This is a genomic window from Nonomuraea sp. ZG12 (assembly GCF_052068115.1).
Classification (GTDB): domain Bacteria; phylum Actinomycetota; class Actinomycetes; order Streptosporangiales; family Streptosporangiaceae; genus Nonomuraea.
In genome coordinates this window covers 842,383-858,976 of the sequence record NZ_JBQHCW010000001.1, presented here as the reverse complement: position 1 = coordinate 858,976, position 16,594 = coordinate 842,383, and the positions used below count along the sequence as shown (strand labels likewise).

The 16,594-nt window shown below is 70.6% G+C and carries 14 protein-coding genes and 1 pseudogene; 7 read left to right on the top strand and 8 right to left on the bottom strand.

The genetic code is table 11. The annotated features are described in order from the left end of the window. Positions 1 to 97: 97 nt before the first annotated feature. The 4 genes and pseudogenes from ACTMTF_RS04045 to ACTMTF_RS04030 all read right to left on the bottom strand — a co-directional run bounded on the left by ACTMTF_RS04045 (position 98) and on the right by ACTMTF_RS04030 (position 4,305). A pseudogene (locus tag ACTMTF_RS04045) lies at positions 98 to 1,306 on the bottom strand (acyl-CoA dehydrogenase family protein). A 64-nt stretch (positions 1,307 to 1,370) separates the two neighbouring features. Further along, positions 1,371 to 1,742, bottom strand: coding sequence for a VOC family protein (locus ACTMTF_RS04040; RefSeq protein ID WP_441109268.1), 372 nt, complete (start codon positions 1,740 to 1,742; stop codon positions 1,371 to 1,373). 107 nt (positions 1,743 to 1,849) lie between these two features. Continuing rightward, positions 1,850 to 2,779: a glucosyl-3-phosphoglycerate synthase gene (locus ACTMTF_RS04035; RefSeq protein ID WP_441109267.1), complete on the bottom strand. Its 930-nt coding sequence runs from the start codon at positions 2,777 to 2,779 to the stop codon at positions 1,850 to 1,852. A 53-nt stretch (positions 2,780 to 2,832) separates the two neighbouring features. Continuing rightward, a complete protein-coding gene (locus ACTMTF_RS04030) occupies positions 2,833 to 4,305 on the bottom strand; it encodes a helix-turn-helix domain-containing protein (protein ID WP_397000088.1) in 1,473 nt (490 codons plus the stop codon). 271 nt (positions 4,306 to 4,576) lie between these two features. Between ACTMTF_RS04030 and aceA the strand changes: the two genes are divergently transcribed. From aceA to ACTMTF_RS04015, 3 genes are all read left to right on the top strand, one after another. Beyond that, complete coding sequence (gene aceA, locus ACTMTF_RS04025; protein WP_441109266.1) at positions 4,577 to 5,863, top strand: isocitrate lyase; 1,287 nt, start codon at positions 4,577 to 4,579, stop codon at positions 5,861 to 5,863. Between the two features lie 207 nt (positions 5,864 to 6,070). Further along, entirely contained in the window at positions 6,071 to 6,649 is a 579-nt protein-coding gene (locus ACTMTF_RS04020; RefSeq protein ID WP_441109265.1) for an IS607 family transposase, read from the top strand. Beyond that, positions 6,642 to 8,297, top strand: coding sequence for an IS200/IS605 family accessory protein TnpB-related protein (locus ACTMTF_RS04015; protein WP_441109264.1), 1,656 nt, complete (start codon positions 6,642 to 6,644; stop codon positions 8,295 to 8,297). Before ACTMTF_RS04020 ends, ACTMTF_RS04015 begins: the two co-directional genes overlap by 8 nt. On the opposite strand, the gene ACTMTF_RS04010 is transcribed toward ACTMTF_RS04015, so the two are convergent. Further along, positions 8,294 to 9,181 (bottom strand): NAD(P)-dependent oxidoreductase, encoded by an 888-nt coding sequence (locus ACTMTF_RS04010; protein WP_441109263.1) that lies wholly within the window; start codon positions 9,179 to 9,181, stop codon positions 8,294 to 8,296. The genes ACTMTF_RS04015 and ACTMTF_RS04010 overlap by 4 nt on opposite strands. Before the next feature lie 32 nt (positions 9,182 to 9,213). Here ACTMTF_RS04010 and ACTMTF_RS04005 point away from each other — a divergent pair, with 32 nt between their 5' ends. Then, positions 9,214 to 9,564: a winged helix-turn-helix transcriptional regulator gene (locus ACTMTF_RS04005; RefSeq protein WP_441109262.1), complete on the top strand. Its 351-nt coding sequence runs from the start codon at positions 9,214 to 9,216 to the stop codon at positions 9,562 to 9,564. 202 nt (positions 9,565 to 9,766) lie between these two features. On the opposite strand, the gene ACTMTF_RS04000 is transcribed toward ACTMTF_RS04005, so the two are convergent. Both ACTMTF_RS04000 and ACTMTF_RS03995 read right to left on the bottom strand, forming a co-directional pair. Continuing rightward, positions 9,767 to 11,449, bottom strand: a complete 1,683-nt coding sequence (locus ACTMTF_RS04000) for a protein kinase domain-containing protein (protein ID WP_441109261.1) — start codon at positions 11,447 to 11,449, stop codon at positions 9,767 to 9,769. A 152-nt stretch (positions 11,450 to 11,601) separates the two neighbouring features. Beyond that, entirely contained in the window at positions 11,602 to 12,438 is an 837-nt protein-coding gene (locus ACTMTF_RS03995; protein ID WP_441109260.1) for a siderophore-interacting protein, read from the bottom strand. Positions 12,439 to 12,609: 171 nt separating this feature from the next. On the opposite strand from ACTMTF_RS03995, the gene ACTMTF_RS03990 reads away from it, so the two are divergent. After that, positions 12,610 to 13,848: an acyltransferase family protein gene (locus ACTMTF_RS03990; protein ID WP_441109259.1), complete on the top strand. Its 1,239-nt coding sequence runs from the start codon at positions 12,610 to 12,612 to the stop codon at positions 13,846 to 13,848. On the opposite strand, the gene ACTMTF_RS03985 is transcribed toward ACTMTF_RS03990, so the two are convergent. After that, positions 13,849 to 14,838 (bottom strand): alpha/beta hydrolase, encoded by a 990-nt coding sequence (locus tag ACTMTF_RS03985; protein ID WP_441109258.1) that lies wholly within the window; start codon positions 14,836 to 14,838, stop codon positions 13,849 to 13,851. Between the two features lie 70 nt (positions 14,839 to 14,908). Here ACTMTF_RS03985 and ACTMTF_RS03980 point away from each other — a divergent pair, with 70 nt between their 5' ends. Both ACTMTF_RS03980 and ACTMTF_RS03975 read left to right on the top strand, forming a co-directional pair. Continuing rightward, positions 14,909 to 15,811 (top strand): ABC transporter permease, encoded by a 903-nt coding sequence (locus ACTMTF_RS03980; protein WP_441109257.1) that lies wholly within the window; start codon positions 14,909 to 14,911, stop codon positions 15,809 to 15,811. After that, complete coding sequence (locus ACTMTF_RS03975; RefSeq protein ID WP_441109256.1) at positions 15,804 to 16,592, top strand: ABC transporter permease; 789 nt, start codon at positions 15,804 to 15,806, stop codon at positions 16,590 to 16,592. Before ACTMTF_RS03980 ends, ACTMTF_RS03975 begins: the two co-directional genes overlap by 8 nt. Positions 16,593 to 16,594 lie beyond the last annotated feature (2 nt).

Here is a 16,594-nt window from a genome sequence, read left to right as displayed (position 1 = left end):
CGCTCGCGGCGGAACGCCGTAACGGCCCTACGTCTTTCGTCGCGAACCCGGCACCGTCCTGGCCCCGTCGCGTCGCGTCGCGTCGCGTCGCGTCGCGTCAGCGGACCTGCAGGCCGGTGACGGCGCGGCCGATGATCAGGCGCTGGATCTCGCTGGTGCCCTCGAAGATGGTGAAGATCTTGGCGTCCCGGTGGAAGCGCTCCACCGGATGGTCGCGGGTGTATCCGGCCCCGCCGAGGATCTGGATCGCCTGCTCCGTCACCCAGACGGCTGTCTCCCCCGCCACCAGTTTCGACATCGAGCCCTCCGCCTGTTCGAAGGGTCTGCCCTGCCTGGCCATCCAGGCGGCGCGCCAGGTGAGCAGGCGTGCGGTGTCCACGCGGGTCGCCATGTCGGCCAGGAGGAAGGCGATGGCCTGGTTCTCGCCGATCTTGCGGCCGAACTGCTCACGTTCGCGGGCGTAGTCCCTGGCGTACTCGTAGGCCGCGCGGGAGATGCCCACCGCCATGGCGGCGACCGTGGGGCGGGTGGTCTCGAAGGTGCGCATGGCTCCCTGCTCGCCGGCCCGTTCGCCGTTGCGGACCCTGGCCAGGCGGGCGTCCAGTTTCTCCTTGCCGCCGAGGAGGCAGGAGCCGGGCACGCGGACGTGGTCCAGGACGACCTCGGCCGTGTGGGAGGCGCGGATGCCGTGCTTGGCGAACTTCTGGCCCATGGACAGACCTGGCGTGCCCGGCGGGATGACGAAGGTGGCCTGGCCCCGGGTGCCGAGGCCGGGGTCCACCGAGGCGACGACGACGTGGACGTTGGCGATGCCGCCGTTCGTCACCCAGGTCTTGACGCCGTTGAGCACCCAGTCGCCGTTGTCGTAGGTGGCCCGGGTGCGGATGGAGCCGATGTCAGAGCCGGCGTCGGGCTCGGAGGCGCAGAAGGCGCCCAGTTTGACGTCGTTCTCGGTGCCGAACATCTGCGGCAGCCACTCCCCCATCTGCTCGGGGGCGCCGTTGGCGGACAGGGCGGCGGCGGCCAGGCCGGTGCCGACGAGCGACAGGCCGATGCCCGCGTCCCCTCAGAACAGCTCCTCGAACGCGACCGGGAGCGCCAGCCCGCTCGGCTCGAACCACTGGGTGGCGAAGAAGTCCAAGGAGTAAAGGCCGATCTTGGCGGCTTCCTGGATGACGGGCCAGGGGGTTTCCTCGCGTTCGTCCCATTCGGCGCCGGCCGGGCGGATGACGTCGCGGGCGAAGGCGTGCACCCAGTCGCGCACCTCGGTGACGTCCTCGCCGAGATCGAGGCCGAAGCCGCTCATACCGTTACTTCCTGAAATTTCCGACACGGTAATACCCTACTGGCCAGTAGGTACGCTCGGAAAGTCAAGGAAGGCGGCGGCGGAGCAGGCAGAACTCGTTGCCCTCAGGGTCGGCGAGGACGTGCCAGGGCTCCTCGCCTGTCTGCCCGACGTCCGCGCGCGTCGCCCCGGCGGCCAGCAGTCGTTCGAGCTCGGCGTCCTGGTCGCGATCGGTGGGGTTGACGTCGATGTGCAGCCGCAGCTGCTGGCGCTTGGGCTCCTCGGACGGGCTGAACACCAGCGTCGGCTGGAGGCCGCCGAACCCCTCGGCGGGCCCGATCTCGACCGCCCCCTCCTCCCGCCCGATCACGCCGAAGCCGAGCACCTCACACCAGAACGCGGCCAGCCGCTCCGGGTCACTGCATTCGAGCACCAATTCACTGATCCGGCACGCCATGCCGACCCCCTTCTCGAATCAGGAACGAACAGCAGGGACAATACAGCCAGGGGCAGAACAGGCGGGCGGCCCAGGCGGGCGGCCTAGCGGGCAGTTCAGCGGGCGGCTCAGCGGGTGGTGAGGGTGAGCATCGGCGGGCGTTCGGCGATCGTGATGTCGCTGGAGACGATCTCGTGGCCGACGCAGGCCCGCCGGAACTGGTCGAGGCAGGGCGAGGGGACATGCCACGCGTCGATCTTGCCCTGGCGTCGCAGGCGGGACCAGGCGGCCAGCATGATCTGCCCGGCCATGCCGCCCAGGGCCTCCGTCGACTGCGGGGCGTGCTCGCGGGAGCCGAGGTCCACCTGGGCGAACGCGTCCAGCCCCGCCAGGTCCAGCAGGTCGATGAGCAGCCCGAGTTCGACCCCGTACCGGGTGAGGAAGGGCACCCGCTCCAGCGCCGAGCGGCGGCCCGCGTACTCGCCGGCGAGCGGCTGGACGAAGCCGGACAGCAGCGGCCAGTGCAGGTTGATCAGCGGGCGGGCGACCAGCTCGGTGACCCGGCCGCCGCCGGTGGGGGCGCCGTCGAACGGGCGGTCGTAGCAGCCCTTGGCGTAGGCCACGGTGGAGTCGGTCAGCAGCGGCCCCAGTACCCCACTCACCAGCGAAGAGCGAAATTTCCGGATATCGGCGTCTACGAAGGCCACGATGTCACCCGTGGTGACCGCCAGCGACTTCCACAACGCCTCCCCCTTGCCGTCGAGGGGCGGCAACTCCGGCAGGATGTCGTCCTGAGCGTGCACGGCGGCGCCCGCCCGCGCGGCCACCGCCGCGGTGTCGTCGGTGGAGCGCGAGTCGATCACCACAATCTCGTCCACGAGACAGGCCAGCTCCCGCCGGATGAGCTGAACGATCTCCCCCACGGTCTCCCGTTCGTCGCGTGCCGGGAGCACCACGCTGACGGTGAGATTCCCCTTCGCCTCGACCAGCGATCCGACCGGCCAGTCCGCGACGCTGGATGTGCGGCGCCGCAACCAGCGATGAACTTCAGGCAGCATACGACCACCCCCGTTCATCAGGCTTTATCCCCGCTTTTCAGCCCGGCTAGTCGTCAGCTCAGGGCCGCGTGCCGCTCCAGGAAGGTGTAAACGTCCGCCTCGTCCACGCCGGGGAACGAGCCGGGCGGCAGGGCGGCGAGCACGTGCGAGTTCGCGCGGGCCGACGGCCAGGCGTACCCCTCCCAGCGTTCGGCCAGGTCGGTGGGCGGCCGGCGGCAGCATTCGCCGTTGGGGCAGCTCGACTTGGTGCGGTTGGTGGTCTCGCGGCCGCGGAACCAGCGCGACTCCTTGAACGGCACGCCCAGGGTGATCGCGAAGTCCCGCTCCCGGGACGGGTCCACGTGGGCCACGCAGAAGAAGGTGCCGGTGGGCGAGTCGGAGTACTGGTAGAAGACCGAGAAGCGGTCGGGCGAGGTGAAGACCTGCCGCCCCGACCACTGCAGGCACATCCGCTGCCCCTCGATCGCGCCCTGCTCGTCGGCGGGGAAGACGATGCCGTCGTTCTCGTAGGCCTTGTAGATGATGCCGCCCGCGTCGTTGCGCACGAAGTGGCAGACCAGGTCGAGGTGGTGGGTGGCCAGGTTGGTGAAGCGGTGCGCGGCCATCTCGTAGGAGACGGCGAACACGTCGCGCAGGTCCTCCACCGACAGCGCCCGCTCCGCCTTGGCCTCCTGCAGGTAAACGGTGGCGGCCTTCTCCGGTACGAGGACCGCGGCGGCGAAGTAGTTGGCCTCGGTCCGCTGGCGCAGGAAGTCGGCGAAGTCGCGCGGCTTGCCGTGGCCGAGCGCGAGGTGGCCGAGCGTCTGGAGCAGGATCGTGCGCGGGGTGTGCATGCCGAGCTGCTCGTGCTTGACGTAGATGCGGCTGTTGCGGAGGTCGGTGATGGATCGCACCGATCTGGGCAGGTCCTGGGCGGTGTGGACGGTGTAGCCGAAGTGGGTCACCAGGCCCTGGATCACGCTCTGGGACAGGGCGCCGCCCCGGTAGCCGACCGCGGCCAGCGCTTCACCGGCCGCCTTCTCGATGTCGGGGAAGTAGTTGCCCACCTCGCGCTGCCGGCGCCGCAGCTCGGCGTTGGCCGCCCTGGCCTCCTCCGGGGTGGCCGTGCCCCTGGCCTGCCTGGCGCGCAGCTCGCCGTACAGACCGAGCAGGTGCTCCAGCACGTCGTTGGGCACGCGCGCGGAGACCTTGAGCCGCGGCAGGCCGAGCCCGGCGTAGATGGGGTCGCGCTGCGCCTCTTCCAGGGCGATCTCCAGCTGGGCGCGCCGGTTCGGCGGCTGCCTGCGCAGCAGCTCCTCCACGGGGACGCCGAGTGCGGCGGCCAGCGACTTGAGGAGCGACAGCTTCGGCTCGCGTTTGCCGTTCTCCAGCAGCGAGAGCTGGCTGGGCGCCCTGCTGACCCGTGAGCCGAGGTCGGACAGGGTGAGGCCACGCTGTTTCCGCAGGTGACGCAGACGCTGCCCAAACGCGATCAGATCGAGCTCTTGCGTCAAAGACAGCGGTTCTTCGCCTAGCAAGGACGCCATACGGGCATCTTAGACGGAAAATCCGCATATCTTCTAGCCGCTACGCCGGTGGGTGGCGGATCTCCGCCGGCCGAGCGGGGGGCTCGGCTTTCCCCGGCTGACATTGGTCTAGTCCAACGGGAAAATTTCCGATTTCTTCTCCGGTGAACACGCGGTCGCAGTTGACAGAGTATGAAGACTTGCGATTTTTCTCTTCTTGATGGGCTATGTGGAGGTGTGGGGCAGGGCAGAGACTCGGCATGAGCCCCAGGGGACGAAAAGGAGTGACCCGATGAACGATCGCCTCAAGGGACCTGCTGAGCAGCTGCAGGACGAATGGGACAACGACCCTCGCTGGGAGGGCATCGAGCGGACCTACAGCGCCGAAGACGTGATCAAACTGCGCGGGAGTGTCCAGGAGGAGCACACGCTGGCCCGGCTCGGCGCCGAGCGGCTGTGGCGCCTGCTGCACACCGAGGACTACGTGCACTCGCTGGGCGCGCTGACCGGCAACCAGGCCGTGCAGCAGGTGAAGGCGGGGCTGCAGGCCATCTACCTGTCTGGCTGGCAGGTGGCCGCCGACGCGAACCTGGGCGGGCAGACGTACCCGGACCAGAGCCTCTACCCGGCCAACTCCGTGCCCGCCGTCGTGCGCCGCATCAACAACGCGCTGCTGCGCGCCGACCAGATCACCTGGTCGGAGGGCGTCGCCGACAGCCCGCACTGGCTGGCCCCGATCGTGGCCGACGCCGAGGCCGGCTTCGGCGGCGTGCTGAACGCCTTCGAGCTCATGAAGGGCATGATCGCCGCCGGCGCGGCGGGCGTGCACTGGGAGGACCAGCTCGCCTCCGAGAAGAAGTGCGGCCACCTCGGCGGCAAGGTCCTCATCCCGACCGGCCAGCACGTCAAGACCCTGAACGCCGCCCGCCTCGCCGCGGACGTCGCCGGAGTTCCCTCACTGATCATCGCGCGGACCGACGCCCAGGCCGCGACGCTCCTGACCAGTGACGTGGACCCCCGCGACCAGGCGTTCACCACCGGCGAGCGCACCGCCGAGGGCTTCTACCGCGTCCGCAACGGCCTGGAGGCCTGCGTCGCCCGCGGCCTGGCCTACGCCCCGCACTCCGAGCTCCTCTGGATGGAGACCGGCACCCCGGACCTCGACGTCGCCCGCCGCTTCGCCGAGGCGATCAAGGCGGAGTATCCCGACCAGCTGCTGGCCTACAACTGCTCACCGTCCTTCAACTGGAAGCAGCACCTGGACGACTCCACCATCGCCAAGTTCCAGCGGGAGCTGGGGCACATGGGGTACAAGTTCCAGTTCATCACGCTGGCCGGGTTCCACTCGCTGAACTACTCGATGTTCAACCTCGCCCAGGGGTACGCGACCGACGGCATGAGCGCGTACGTGGAGCTGCAGGAGGCCGAGTTCGCCGCCGAGGCGCAGGGCTACACCGCCACCCGTCACCAGCGGGAGGTCGGCACCGGCTACTTCGACCTGGTCAGCACGGCCGTCGCCCCCGACTCCTCGACGACGGCGCTCAGGGGCTCCACCGAGGAGGAGCAGTTCGCCCACTGAGCCCGCCCCGATCTCGCCGGCCACCTCCAGGGCATGGGTAGGTTCCCCCGGCGACGGCCGCGCCGGCCTTTCCCCTGGCCGGCGCGGCCACTCATCGTAGGTCCAGAACAGTGGCTGGCCGTCCGCTCAGCGGGGGTTGGCAACTGTTGCTGGTTGAGTGTTCATGAGTGACCTTAACTGTTGAAGAGTGTTGTAGTGTCTTGGCTTGTGAATCTGACGGAATGGGCGCGAGCGCAGGGAATTGCTCCCCGCACCGCGTACCGGTGGTTCCGTGAGGGCACGTTGCCGGTTCCTGCGGAGCGAGTGGGGCCACGCACGATTCTGGTCAACATCGACGCGAACACCTCGCCGCCGGTGACCGGAGGTGTGGGTCTGTATGCCCGCGTCTCCTCCCACGATCAGAAGGCGGATCTGGACCGCCAGGTCGCCCGACTGTCGCAGTGGGCGGCGACGGCGGGGCACACAGTCGTTCGTGTCGAGTCCGAGGTCGCGTCCGGTATGAACGGCGGGCGCACGAAGGCCCGTCGTCTGCTGGCCGATGCGAAGGTGACGACCGTGGTGGTCGAGCATCGTGACCGGCTGGGCCGGATGAACACCGAACTCGTCGAAGCCGCCCTCGAAGCCGCTGGTCGTCGTCTTGTCGTCCTGGATGACGGTGAAGTCGAAGACGATCTCGTGCGGGACATGGTTGAGGTGCTGACCTCGTTCTGCGCCCGCCTGTACGGTCGCCCCTCGGCGAAGAGGCGGGCGAAGAAGGCCCTGGAAGCGGCGGCTGCCGATGAGTGAGAGGCCGAAGAAGAAGAAGCGGCTGCGCGCCATCGATGCGCCGTTCGTCGCCCTCGGCCCGTCCGGTGTGGCGATACGCGACCGTCTCAAGAACCTCACGATCGCCGACGATCGGGTGTTGCGGCTGATCGGTGATCACCTGGGCACGCTGGCGTCGCTGGACCTCAAGGCACGCTGCGCGGACGGAAGCGATCACGACTCGGAGAAATGGGCGGCCCGTAAGCAGCGGCTGACTTCCGAGTCTTCGTCCCGGTGGGCCGGGTCGATCACGAAGGCCACGCACGATCAGTGGGCTCTGTCGCGCCGTTGCCAGCTCGCCCACATGGAAACCCTCGAAGCCGGTGTGCGCATGCTGATGCACCGGCTGTCGCAGCCGCTCGGGGATAGGGGCACCAAATGGGCTGCGGGCGGCTACCGCTCGAAGGGCGAGTGGTTCCACAAGTCCCGTCGCCTGCACATCCTTCAGCACCGCCTCGAAAGGGCCCGCACCGATCGCGAAGATGGGCGCGTGCATGTGGTGCGCGGCGGCAGGCGCCTGCTGGGCACCCGCCACAACCTCGACAAAGCCCAGCTCACCGAGCATGAGTGGCGGCAGCGGTGGGAAGCTGAGCGCTGGTTCCTCGCCGCCGATGGAGAGTCGGGCAAACGCTTCGGCAACGAGACGATCCGCCTCACCCCGGACGGCGAAGTCTCCATCAAGCTCCCGGCCCCGTTGGCGCACTTGGCCAACAGCGAGCACGGCCGGTACATCCTCGCCTCCAAGGTCACCTTCGCGCATCGAGGACACGAGTGGCGCGACAGGATCGACAGCAACCGGGCCGTGGCCTACCGCATCCACCTCGACGTGGCACGGGGACGCTGGTACCTGACCGCATCCTGGCAACGCCCGGTCGTCACGACCATCCCGCTGGAGACCGCCCGCGCGAACGGCATGGTCGGTGTCGACACCAACGCCGATCACTTTGCCACCTACCGGCTCGACCGGCACGGCAACCCGGTCGGTGAGCCGCACCGGTTCTCCTACGACCTGTCCGGGTCGGCCGATCACCGTGACGCGCAAATCCGGCACGCCATCACCCGAGTCCTGCACTGGGCCAAGAGCTGCGGCGTGGCTGCCATCGCGCTTGAAGACCTCGACTTCACCGCCGAGAAGACCCGTGAGAAGCACGGCCGTAAGAAGCGGTTCCGTCAGTTGATCTCCGGCATGCCCACCGGCAAGCTCAAGGCCCGGCTGATCTCGATGGCCGCCGAAGCGGGTCTGTCCATCGTTGCGGTCGATCCCGCCTATACCTCTCAGTGGGGAAACCAGCACTGGCAAAAGCCACTGGTCTCCCCGCGCCGCACAATGTCCCGTCACGATGCCGCCGGTATCGCGATCGGGCGACGCGCCCTCGGGCACCCGATCCGGCGACGGACGGCACCGCCCTCACACGACCAGAGCGATCGCGTGGGGCATCGGACCGTCCAGGCCGAGCCAGGTGTCCGAGGACGTGAGGAAACCCGCCCACCCGCTACGGAGCGTGCACATGATGCACGTACTCGAACGGGGACCACACGAGGAACGCGGGAGACCAGTGCACCCAAAACCGTTCGGGATGCACGCAATGCCGGGACGTGGGTCCAAGACCCACTCCTGATCATTGACTAGGAACGGTTCAGGACGTCGGTGATCCGGATGAACCCGTCCGTGCCGTGCCCCCGTCCGATGGCACGGCGCACCAGCCCCTCGGCCGCACGCATCACGCCCGCGTCGATGCCATGGCCCTCGGAGGCGTGCACGATGTGAGCCATGGACGACGCGGCCGAGGTGATCGGGTTGTCCGCGCCGGAGAACCGGCCGCTGTCCACTTCGTCCGCGGTCTGCGCGAAGATCGGCGGCAGGATCGCGCCGATGCCCTGCGCGAACGGCGCCAGCTCCCGCGCGGTGATCCCCTCGGCCCGCGCCACGGCCAGCGCGTGCGCATAGCCCGTCATCGCGGTCCAGAAGATGTCCAGCAGGGCGATGTCGTACGCCGCCGCCCGGCCGATGTCGGCGCCGAGGTGGGTGTGGGCGCCGCCCAGGGCGTCCAGCACCGGCCGGTGCTCCCGGTAGAGCTCCTCCGGGCCGCTGTGCAGGAACACCGCGTCCGGTGTGCCGATGGTCGTGGTCGGCGTCATGATCGCGCCGTCCAGGTATCCGATGCCGTGCTCGGCCGCCCAGGCCGCGCTGTCCCGGGCCCGGCCGGGGGTGTCGGCGGTCAGGTTCGCCACCGTGCGCCCCTTGAGCGCCTCGGCCACGGCGGCGCGGCGCAGCACGGCGTCGGCCGCGTCGTAGTTCACCACGCAGACCACGGTCAACCGGCTCGCGGCGACCGCCTCCTCCGGCGACCCGGCGGCGACCGCGCCCCGCTCGGCCAGCTCCCGGTCCTTGCCCGGCGTCCGGTTCCAGAGCGTGACCCGCAGGCCCGCGTCCAGGAAGGCGGCGGCCAGGGCCCGGCCCATCGGACCCAGACCGAGCACGGTGACGGCAGACTGTTCCATGTGCGAGGTCATGCCTCAGCTCCTCACTGATCAAAAGGATGAAAATGACACGCAGCCGTGCCCAGGATCCGAACGTCTGCGGCGTGACCGCCGCGATCGCCGTGATCGACGGCAAGTGGAAATCGATCATGCTCTGGATCCTGGAGTCCGGTCCGCACCGGCCCGGCGAGCTGCGCCGGCGGCTGCCGGGCCTCACCGAGAAGGTGCTGACTCAGACGCTGCGGGAGATGGAGGCCGACGGGCTGGTCCGCCGCGAGGTGCACGACGTGTTGCCGTTGAAGACCTTCTACTCCCTGACCGCGTTCGGCCGCGAGCTCTCCGAGGCGCTGGCGCCCCTCTCCGACTGGGGCCATCGCCGTCTGGAGAGGCTGGCCGAGTCCCAGCCGGCCTCCTGACGCACCGCACCTCCCCACTCCGGATCCGTCGGCCCCTGCGACCAAGCTTCAGGCCACCCGGACTTACCGACAAGTACCCACAAAAAGGTGGGTACTCGACCGCCAACAGAGCTCAGGACGGTCACCGCGGGAAGAGGCGGGTACCCGACCGTCGCGAGAGCTCGGGACGGCGATCTTCAGAGAAGAGGCGGGTACCCGACTGTCACGAGGTGGGGGCGGCGGTCGCCGTCGGAGTGGCCGGATCGGACGCCGACGGGCCCGGTGACTCGCCGGGGCCGTCCTGCGGGATGGTGCTGATGGACACCGACGGCCGAGGGCAGTCCGGTCGGCCACGCCTGGTACGTGGCCGGTTCACGCAGGCGCCCGGCTCCTCACCGCCGGGGACGCCCACGGGATCGTCGTCCGGAGGGGGCTTGGTGGCGTGCCGCTCCAGTGGAGGGCCGACCACGGCGAACGGAGCCGTTCCCCGGGTGCGCGTCACCGGGGCCGTGGGGGTGGCGGCCTCCCGGACGCCGGGGGTCGGGACGGCGGCGGTCGGAGCCGCGACGGTAGGGGTGGCGGCGGGCGCGTCGGCGGTCCGGGAGGCCGGCGGGCGTCTCGCCGACCCGGTCGTGGCGTGCAACCACACGACCCGCGGTTCGTCCGGCGGCCGGACCCCGCCGTCGATGCTCAGCCCTTCCCCTCCGGTGGCCGTGAACACGGTGACGGCCGCGATGGACACCGTGGCCAGGGCGGCGAGACCGGCATGCGCCAGATGCGCGCCGCTCCTGACCCGCCTCCGCCGCCGAGCCCGCCCGGTGCGCGCAGGCGCCACGGGCGCCACCACGACCGGCCCGCGATCCACGACGACCTCGACCGCCCGGCGGTCCACGACCACGCCGGCGGCACCGGCGGCACCGGCCGCACCGCGATCCGGTGCCCGCCGGCCGCCGGGCGCTGGAATGCCGTCCCGTACCCGGCCCCCTCCCGCCGGGTACGGGACGGCACTCCAGATCTCCTCCAGCACGCCGCCGACCGCCGCGCGCAGGTCCCCGGGCTCGCCCACCCCGCCGCCCGCCAGCAGCGCGCGCAGGAGGTCGGCCGCCTTGGGACGGTCGGCGGCGTCCTTCGCCAGAGCCGCCACCACGGCGGGGCGAAGGAGTCCGGGGACGCTCGCCACGCGCGGCTCCTCGAACAGGATGCGCCTGGCGAGCTCATCGGGCTCGCCGCCGCCGAAAGGGTGATGGCCGGTGGCGGCGAAGGCGACCAGGCAGCCCCACGCGAACACGTCGGAGGCGGGCACCGCCGGGCCGCCGGTCAGGCACTCGGGCGCCACCCAGCCGTGGCTGCCCATGACCTGCCCGGCCTGTGTGTGCGCGAAGAGCGTGTCGACGTCACGGGCGATGCCGAAGTCGATCACCCGGGGGCCACGCGGGGACAGGAGCACGTTGCCCGGCTTGAGGTCCCGGTGTACCAGGGCCGCGTCGTGCACGGCGACCAGCGCCGCCACCGCGCCGAGGGCCACCCCGTAGGCGAGATCGGGGGTCAGCGCGCCACGGGCCGCGATGACCTGGGACAACGCCGGGCCCGGGAGGTACTCCGTCACCAGGTAGGGACGGTCCCCGTCCACGCCGTCCTCGATGACCGCGGCCGTACAGAACGGCACCATCCTGCGCGAGAAGGCCACTTCCTCGGCGAAACGGGCGCGGAGCGTGGGATCCTTCAGGTGCGGCGCGTGCGGCGTCTTGAGCGCGACGAAGCCGCCTCCGGGAGGCTCGGCCAGATAGACGATGCCCATGCCGCCGACACCGAGGCGGCCGAGCAGCAGGTGCCGGCCGATCATGACCGGGTCGCCCACCGTCAGCGGCCGCACGCCCGAGGGCAGGTCGCTCGCACCACGCGCCATCCACGTTCGCCTCTCCTGTCAGGAACCCGGCAAGCCACACTGTGGCCCTCCTGATCAGGTGGTGGCGCATGACGTTCACAAGCGGTATCGGAGGTAAGGCTTTCGTACCTTTTGGGGGAGTAAGTGGTGTGACGGGATGGTCTGCAGGGGCGTCAGCCGAGTTCGGCGGCCTCTTCGGTCTCGACCTGCTGGTTCCAGTCCTTCTTGACCGCCCGCCAGGCCTCGTCGTCCACCCCGAGCCGCCAGTAGCCGGAGATGGACAGCCGCGCCATCGGCACCCCGGCCTCCACCCGCAGCAGGCGGCGGAGCTCCTTGACGAAGCCCGCCTCCCCGTGCACGAACGCCTGCACGTCGCCGCCCGGCAACTCCAGCCCGCGCACCGCTTCGACCAGCGCCTCACCGACCCGGCGGCCGTTGCGGTAGAGCCAGGTGAGGTGCACGTCGCCGTACGTCCGCACCTTGATCTCCTCCGCGGGCCCCTCCACCTCGACGAACGCGTGCGCCCTGGCCCCTTCGGGCATCGCCTCCAGGGAGGCGGCGATGGCGGGCAGCGCGCTCTCGTCGCCGACGAGCAGGTGCCAGTCGGCGGTGGGGTCGGGGGCGTAACCGCCGCCGGGGCCGAGCATGAGGATCTCGTCGCCCGGCACGGCGCGGGCTGCCCAGGGTCCGGCCAGGCCCTCGTCACCGTGGTAGACGAAGTCGAGCGTCAGCTCACGGCTGTGCGGGTCCCACGCCCGGACGGTGTAGGTGCGCAGGCGGGGCCACAGCTCGCGCGGCATGGTCTCACGTACCTGCTGGACGCTGAAGGGTCGGGGATAGTCGACCCCTTCGTGCGGGAAGACGACTTTCACGTAGTGGTCGGTGCAGTCGGAGGTGGTGGCGAAGTCGCGCAGGCCGTCACCCCCGACGATGACCCGGATCATGTGCGGCGAGATGCGCTCGGTACGCAGCACGACGCCTCTATGGTGATCCCTTGGCTTCTCAGCCATACGGACGACTCCTTAGTTAGGTATACCTAACTTACATGCTCCGCGCCGGGAAACCGCTGACGCGCCCGCAATATCTCCCCTGCCCGTGGCCTTCTGCCCGATTCGCGGCTTACCTGGCGCCCCTGTCCGGCAGCCAGCAGAATGATCAGTCAGAGGGATCGGAGGCAGACGATGACGGCGCATCCTCCTCCGCGGAGCGCGCGGCGCCCGGAGCTGGACGCGCTGCGCGCCCTGGTGGTGGTCGGCCTGGTGTTCTTCCACTCCTCGCTGGTGTTCGAGACCGACGGCGACTTCTACGTGCGCAACGCCGAGACCACCGAGCTCACCACGATCTTCGCCGCGCTCTGCGTCATCTGGGCGATGCCCCTGCTGTTCCTGGTGTCCGGCCTCGGCGCGTGGCACTCGCTGCGCCGCAGGGGCGCGGGCGGGTTCGCGCTGGAGCGGTTACGCCGGCTCGGCGTCCCGCTGGTGTTCGCCACGCTCGTGCTGCTTCCGTTCCCGCAGTGGCTGCGGCTCAGGGCCGACCCCGCCTACCACGACTCCTACGCGCGGTTCTGGCCGCACTTCTTCGAGGTGCGGCTGGAGCCGTCGGAGTTCCCCTTCATCCTCCAGGGCGCCTCTTACGAGACCGGCCACCTGTGGTTCGTGGTGCTGCTGCTGGTCTATTCGCTGCTGCTCGCGGGGCTCGCCCGCCGGGTGCCGCCCGGTCTCGGCCGCCGGATCCGCGACGGGCTGGGCTGGGCGGCCCGGCGGCGCGGCATGGTGCTGCTGCCCGCCGCGCCCGTCGCGTTGGTCTCCGCCCTGCTGGGGGTGGAGGAGGACTACGGCGGCTGGAGCCGGTGGGCGTACCTGCTGTTCTTCCTGTCCGGGTTCGCGCTCGCGGCCGACGCGCGGCTGCGCGAGGCGATGCGCCGCGACGCGGTGGTGGCGGCGGTGCTCGGGATCGCGCTGGCGGGGGCCGGGACGCCGCTGTTCCTCATCGCGGGCGAAACACCCGGCGCCGACCCGTTCATGGACCTGTCGCCGCTGGCGACGACCGCCCGCATCCTGTACGGCGCGGCCGGCTGGTGCTGGCTGGTCGCGATCCTCGGCCTGCTCGACCGGCGCCGCCACACGCCCGCCACAGAGGAAGCCACTCAGGAAGCCACTGGGGAAGCCACTGGGGAAGCCGCCGAGCGGGATGGACGCCCGCGCCGGATGTACGACTATCTGGCCGGCGCTGTGCTGCCCGTCTACATCCTGCACCAGCCGGTCGTCGTCGGCGTCGCCTACGTCGTCGTCGGCTGGCGCGCGCCCGTCGCGGTGAAGTTCGCGGTCATCGTCGTCGCCTCGCTCGCCCTCACCTTCGCCGCCTACGACGTGCTGGTCCGGCGCACCCCGGTGACCCGCTTCCTGTTCGGCATGCGCTGATCAGGCCGCGACGTCGCCCTCCGTCACCGGCCCCGCCACCCCCGCCGCGACGGCCAGGAAGGAGGCCATGTGCCGGAAGGCCAGCCGCGCCTCCGGCAGCACGTCCGCCAGGATCGGGAAGACGTGCGGCATGTGCGGCCACTCCTCGTAGGTCACCGGCACCCCGCCCTCCCGGGCGCGGACGGCGACGCGGTGCGCCTCGTCCCTGAGCACCTCGGTCGACCCGGTGACGATCATCAGCGGCGGCAGGCCGGTGAAGTCGCCGAGCACCGGCGACACGAGCGGGTCGCACGGGTCCAGGCCGGAGGTCCAGCGGCGGGCCAGCCAGCGCACCCGCCCCGCCGCGAGCATGGGGTCCTGCCAGCGGTTGGCACGCCGGGGGAAGTCCGTCAGATCGGCCCACGGCGACAGGCAGATGGCCGCAACAGGCAGGGGAAGGCCACGGTCACGCAGCGCCAGCAGGGTCGCCAGCGTCAGATGACCGCCCGCCGAGTCGCCCGCGATGATCACGTCGGCGGCGTCGTGCCCACGCTTCAGCAGGCAGTCGTAGGCGTCCAGCGCGTCGGCGAGCGAGTCGGCGAGGTTGTGCGCCGGGCCCTGCCGGTAGTCCAGGGCCAGCACCGGACGGCGGGCCACCACCGACAGCCGCCAGGTGATGGGCCGGTGCGTCCTCGGCGAGCAGGAGAAGTAGCCGCCGCCGTGCAGGTAGAGCAGCACCCTGCCCTCGTAGCCCTCGTCGGACCGCTGCCCGGCGCGGATCCACTCGCCGCCGCACGCGGCGAAGGCCGCCGGCGCCACGCTCGCGTGCTCGGGCATGCCCACCGGCACCAGCCTGACCAGCTCGCCCAGCCGGGCGGCGGCGTCGAGCGCGAGGGAGTGACGCAGCAGCAGGTGGGAGGCGGGCTTGAAGGTGCCGTGCATGAGGCCGGTGAGCGCGCGCGCCTGCCAGCTCAGCGGGTAGTCCGGGGTGACGTCCCTGTCCAGGTGCATAACGGTCCTCCAATGATCCCCTTCCCAGCGGAACGACGCTCTACCCGCCGGTAGGCACGTCATATATGCGTTGCGCCGCACCGGGCGGAAACCGGATAATTCCAGGCTGCCTTTTCCAGCCACGCCCGCGTGCGCGGGCCCGGACACGGTCAGTGACCGCGCCCGCACAGTCCGGAGGTGTCACGTCATTCCGCTCTACGCCCGGCTCGTCCGGTACGGCTTCAGAAAACACGCCGCCTACCTCACCGGAGCGCTCGCCGGCGCCTTCACCAACAGCGTGTTCGGCGTCCTGCGGGCCTACATCCTCATCGCACTGTGGCAGGCCAGGCCCGGCCTGGCGGGCTACGACGTCGCCGACGCCGTCACCTTCTGCTTCATCACCCAGGCCTTCATCGCCCCCATGCAGCTCTTCGGCGGCGGCCTGACCATCCCCGAGCGCATCCGCAGCGGCGACATCGCCCTCGACCTCGTCCGGCCCGCCCCGCTGCAGGCCTGGTCACTGGCCGAGGACCTCGGGCGGGCGGCCTTCCTGCTCCTCGCCCGCGGCCTGCCGCCGATGCTGCTCGGCGCGGTCCTGTTCGGCCTCGTGACGCCCACCGGCGCGACGCAGTGGGCGGGATTCCTCGCCGGTCTCCTGCTCGCCGTGCTGACCAGCTTCGGCTGGCGCTATCTGGTGGCGCTGTCGGTCTGCTGGCTCGCCGACGACCGCGGCGTCAACGTGCTGTCCCTGGTGCTCAGCACGTTCTTCAGCGGCATGATGCTGCCCTTGACGATCTTCCCCGGCTGGCTGGGCGAGCTGGCCAGGGCGCTGCCGTGGGCGGCCATGGTCCAGGCCCCCGCCGACCTCTACCTCGGCAAGGCGCCCGTCCTGGACACCCTGGCCTTCCAGGCGTTCTGGGCCGCGACGCTGATCGGCCTGGGCGCGCTCGCCACCCGCGCGATCCGCTACAAGGTGGTGATCCAGGGTGGTTAGGACGTACGTCCTGCTGGCCTGGACGTGGACCCGCGCGGCCGCCGCCTACCCGGCCTCGTTCGCGCTCATGGTCGTGTTCGGCTGCGTCACCGGCGCGCTCGACCTCGCGGTGATCCTGGTGGTCTTCGCCAACACCACCACGCTCGGCGGCTTCTCCCGCGACGAGGTGCTCTTCCTGTACGGCGCCGCCGGTCTCGCCTTCACCCTCTGCGACCTGTTCGTCAGCAACCTCGACCGGATCAGCCAGCACATCAAGGCCGGCACCATGGACACCTTCCTGATCCGGCCGGTGAGCCCCTGGATCCAGATCGCCACCGACCGGTTCGTCCCGACCCGGTTCGGCCGTGTGGTGCTGGCCGGGGCCGTGCTCGGCCACGCGCTCGGGGCGCTGGACCTCGACGGGCGGCGGCTCTGGATGGTGCCCGTCATGGTCGGCTGCGGGGTGGTCATCTTCGCCGCGCTCTGGACGCTGGCCGGCGCGCTGCAGTTCCTGCTGACCGACGCGCCCGAGGTGGCCAACGCCTTCACCTACGGCGGCCAGCAGCTCACCCAGTACCCGCTGAACGTCTACGGCCACGACCTGGTGCGCGGAGCGACGTACGTGCTGCCGCTGGCCTTCATCAACTGGCAGCCGGGCCTGTACGTGCTGGGCCGGGACGACCCGTTCGGCACGCCGGAGTTCCTGCGTTTCCTCGGGCCCGCCGCGGCCCTGGTTCTCGCCCTGCTGGCCGGGTTCGCCTGGCGGCAGGGCATCCGCCGCTATCGATCCACGGGGAGTTGACC

Excerpts from the sequence above, each read along its gene's own strand:
- ACTMTF_RS04015 (WP_441109264.1), top strand. The coding sequence starts at position 6,642 with ATGAGTGAGAGGCCGAAGAAGAAGAAGCGGCTGCGCGCCATCGATGCG.
- ACTMTF_RS03995 (WP_441109260.1), bottom strand. The coding sequence starts at position 12,438 with ATGGCTGAGAAGCCAAGGGATCACCATAGAGGCGTCGTGCTGCGTACC.
- ACTMTF_RS04010 (WP_441109263.1), bottom strand. The coding sequence starts at position 9,181 with ATGACCTCGCACATGGAACAGTCTGCCGTCACCGTGCTCGGTCTGGGT.
- ACTMTF_RS04035 (WP_441109267.1), bottom strand. The coding sequence starts at position 2,779 with ATGCTGCCTGAAGTTCATCGCTGGTTGCGGCGCCGCACATCCAGCGTC.
- ACTMTF_RS03990 (WP_441109259.1), top strand. The coding sequence starts at position 12,610 with ATGACGGCGCATCCTCCTCCGCGGAGCGCGCGGCGCCCGGAGCTGGAC.
- aceA (WP_441109266.1), top strand. The coding sequence starts at position 4,577 with ATGAACGATCGCCTCAAGGGACCTGCTGAGCAGCTGCAGGACGAATGG.
- ACTMTF_RS04000 (WP_441109261.1), bottom strand. The coding sequence starts at position 11,449 with ATGGCGCGTGGTGCGAGCGACCTGCCCTCGGGCGTGCGGCCGCTGACG.
- ACTMTF_RS03985 (WP_441109258.1), bottom strand. The coding sequence starts at position 14,838 with ATGCACCTGGACAGGGACGTCACCCCGGACTACCCGCTGAGCTGGCAG.
- ACTMTF_RS04040 (WP_441109268.1), bottom strand. The coding sequence starts at position 1,742 with ATGGCGTGCCGGATCAGTGAATTGGTGCTCGAATGCAGTGACCCGGAG.
- ACTMTF_RS04030 (WP_397000088.1), bottom strand. The coding sequence starts at position 4,305 with ATGGCGTCCTTGCTAGGCGAAGAACCGCTGTCTTTGACGCAAGAGCTC.
- ACTMTF_RS04005 (WP_441109262.1), top strand. The coding sequence starts at position 9,214 with ATGACACGCAGCCGTGCCCAGGATCCGAACGTCTGCGGCGTGACCGCC.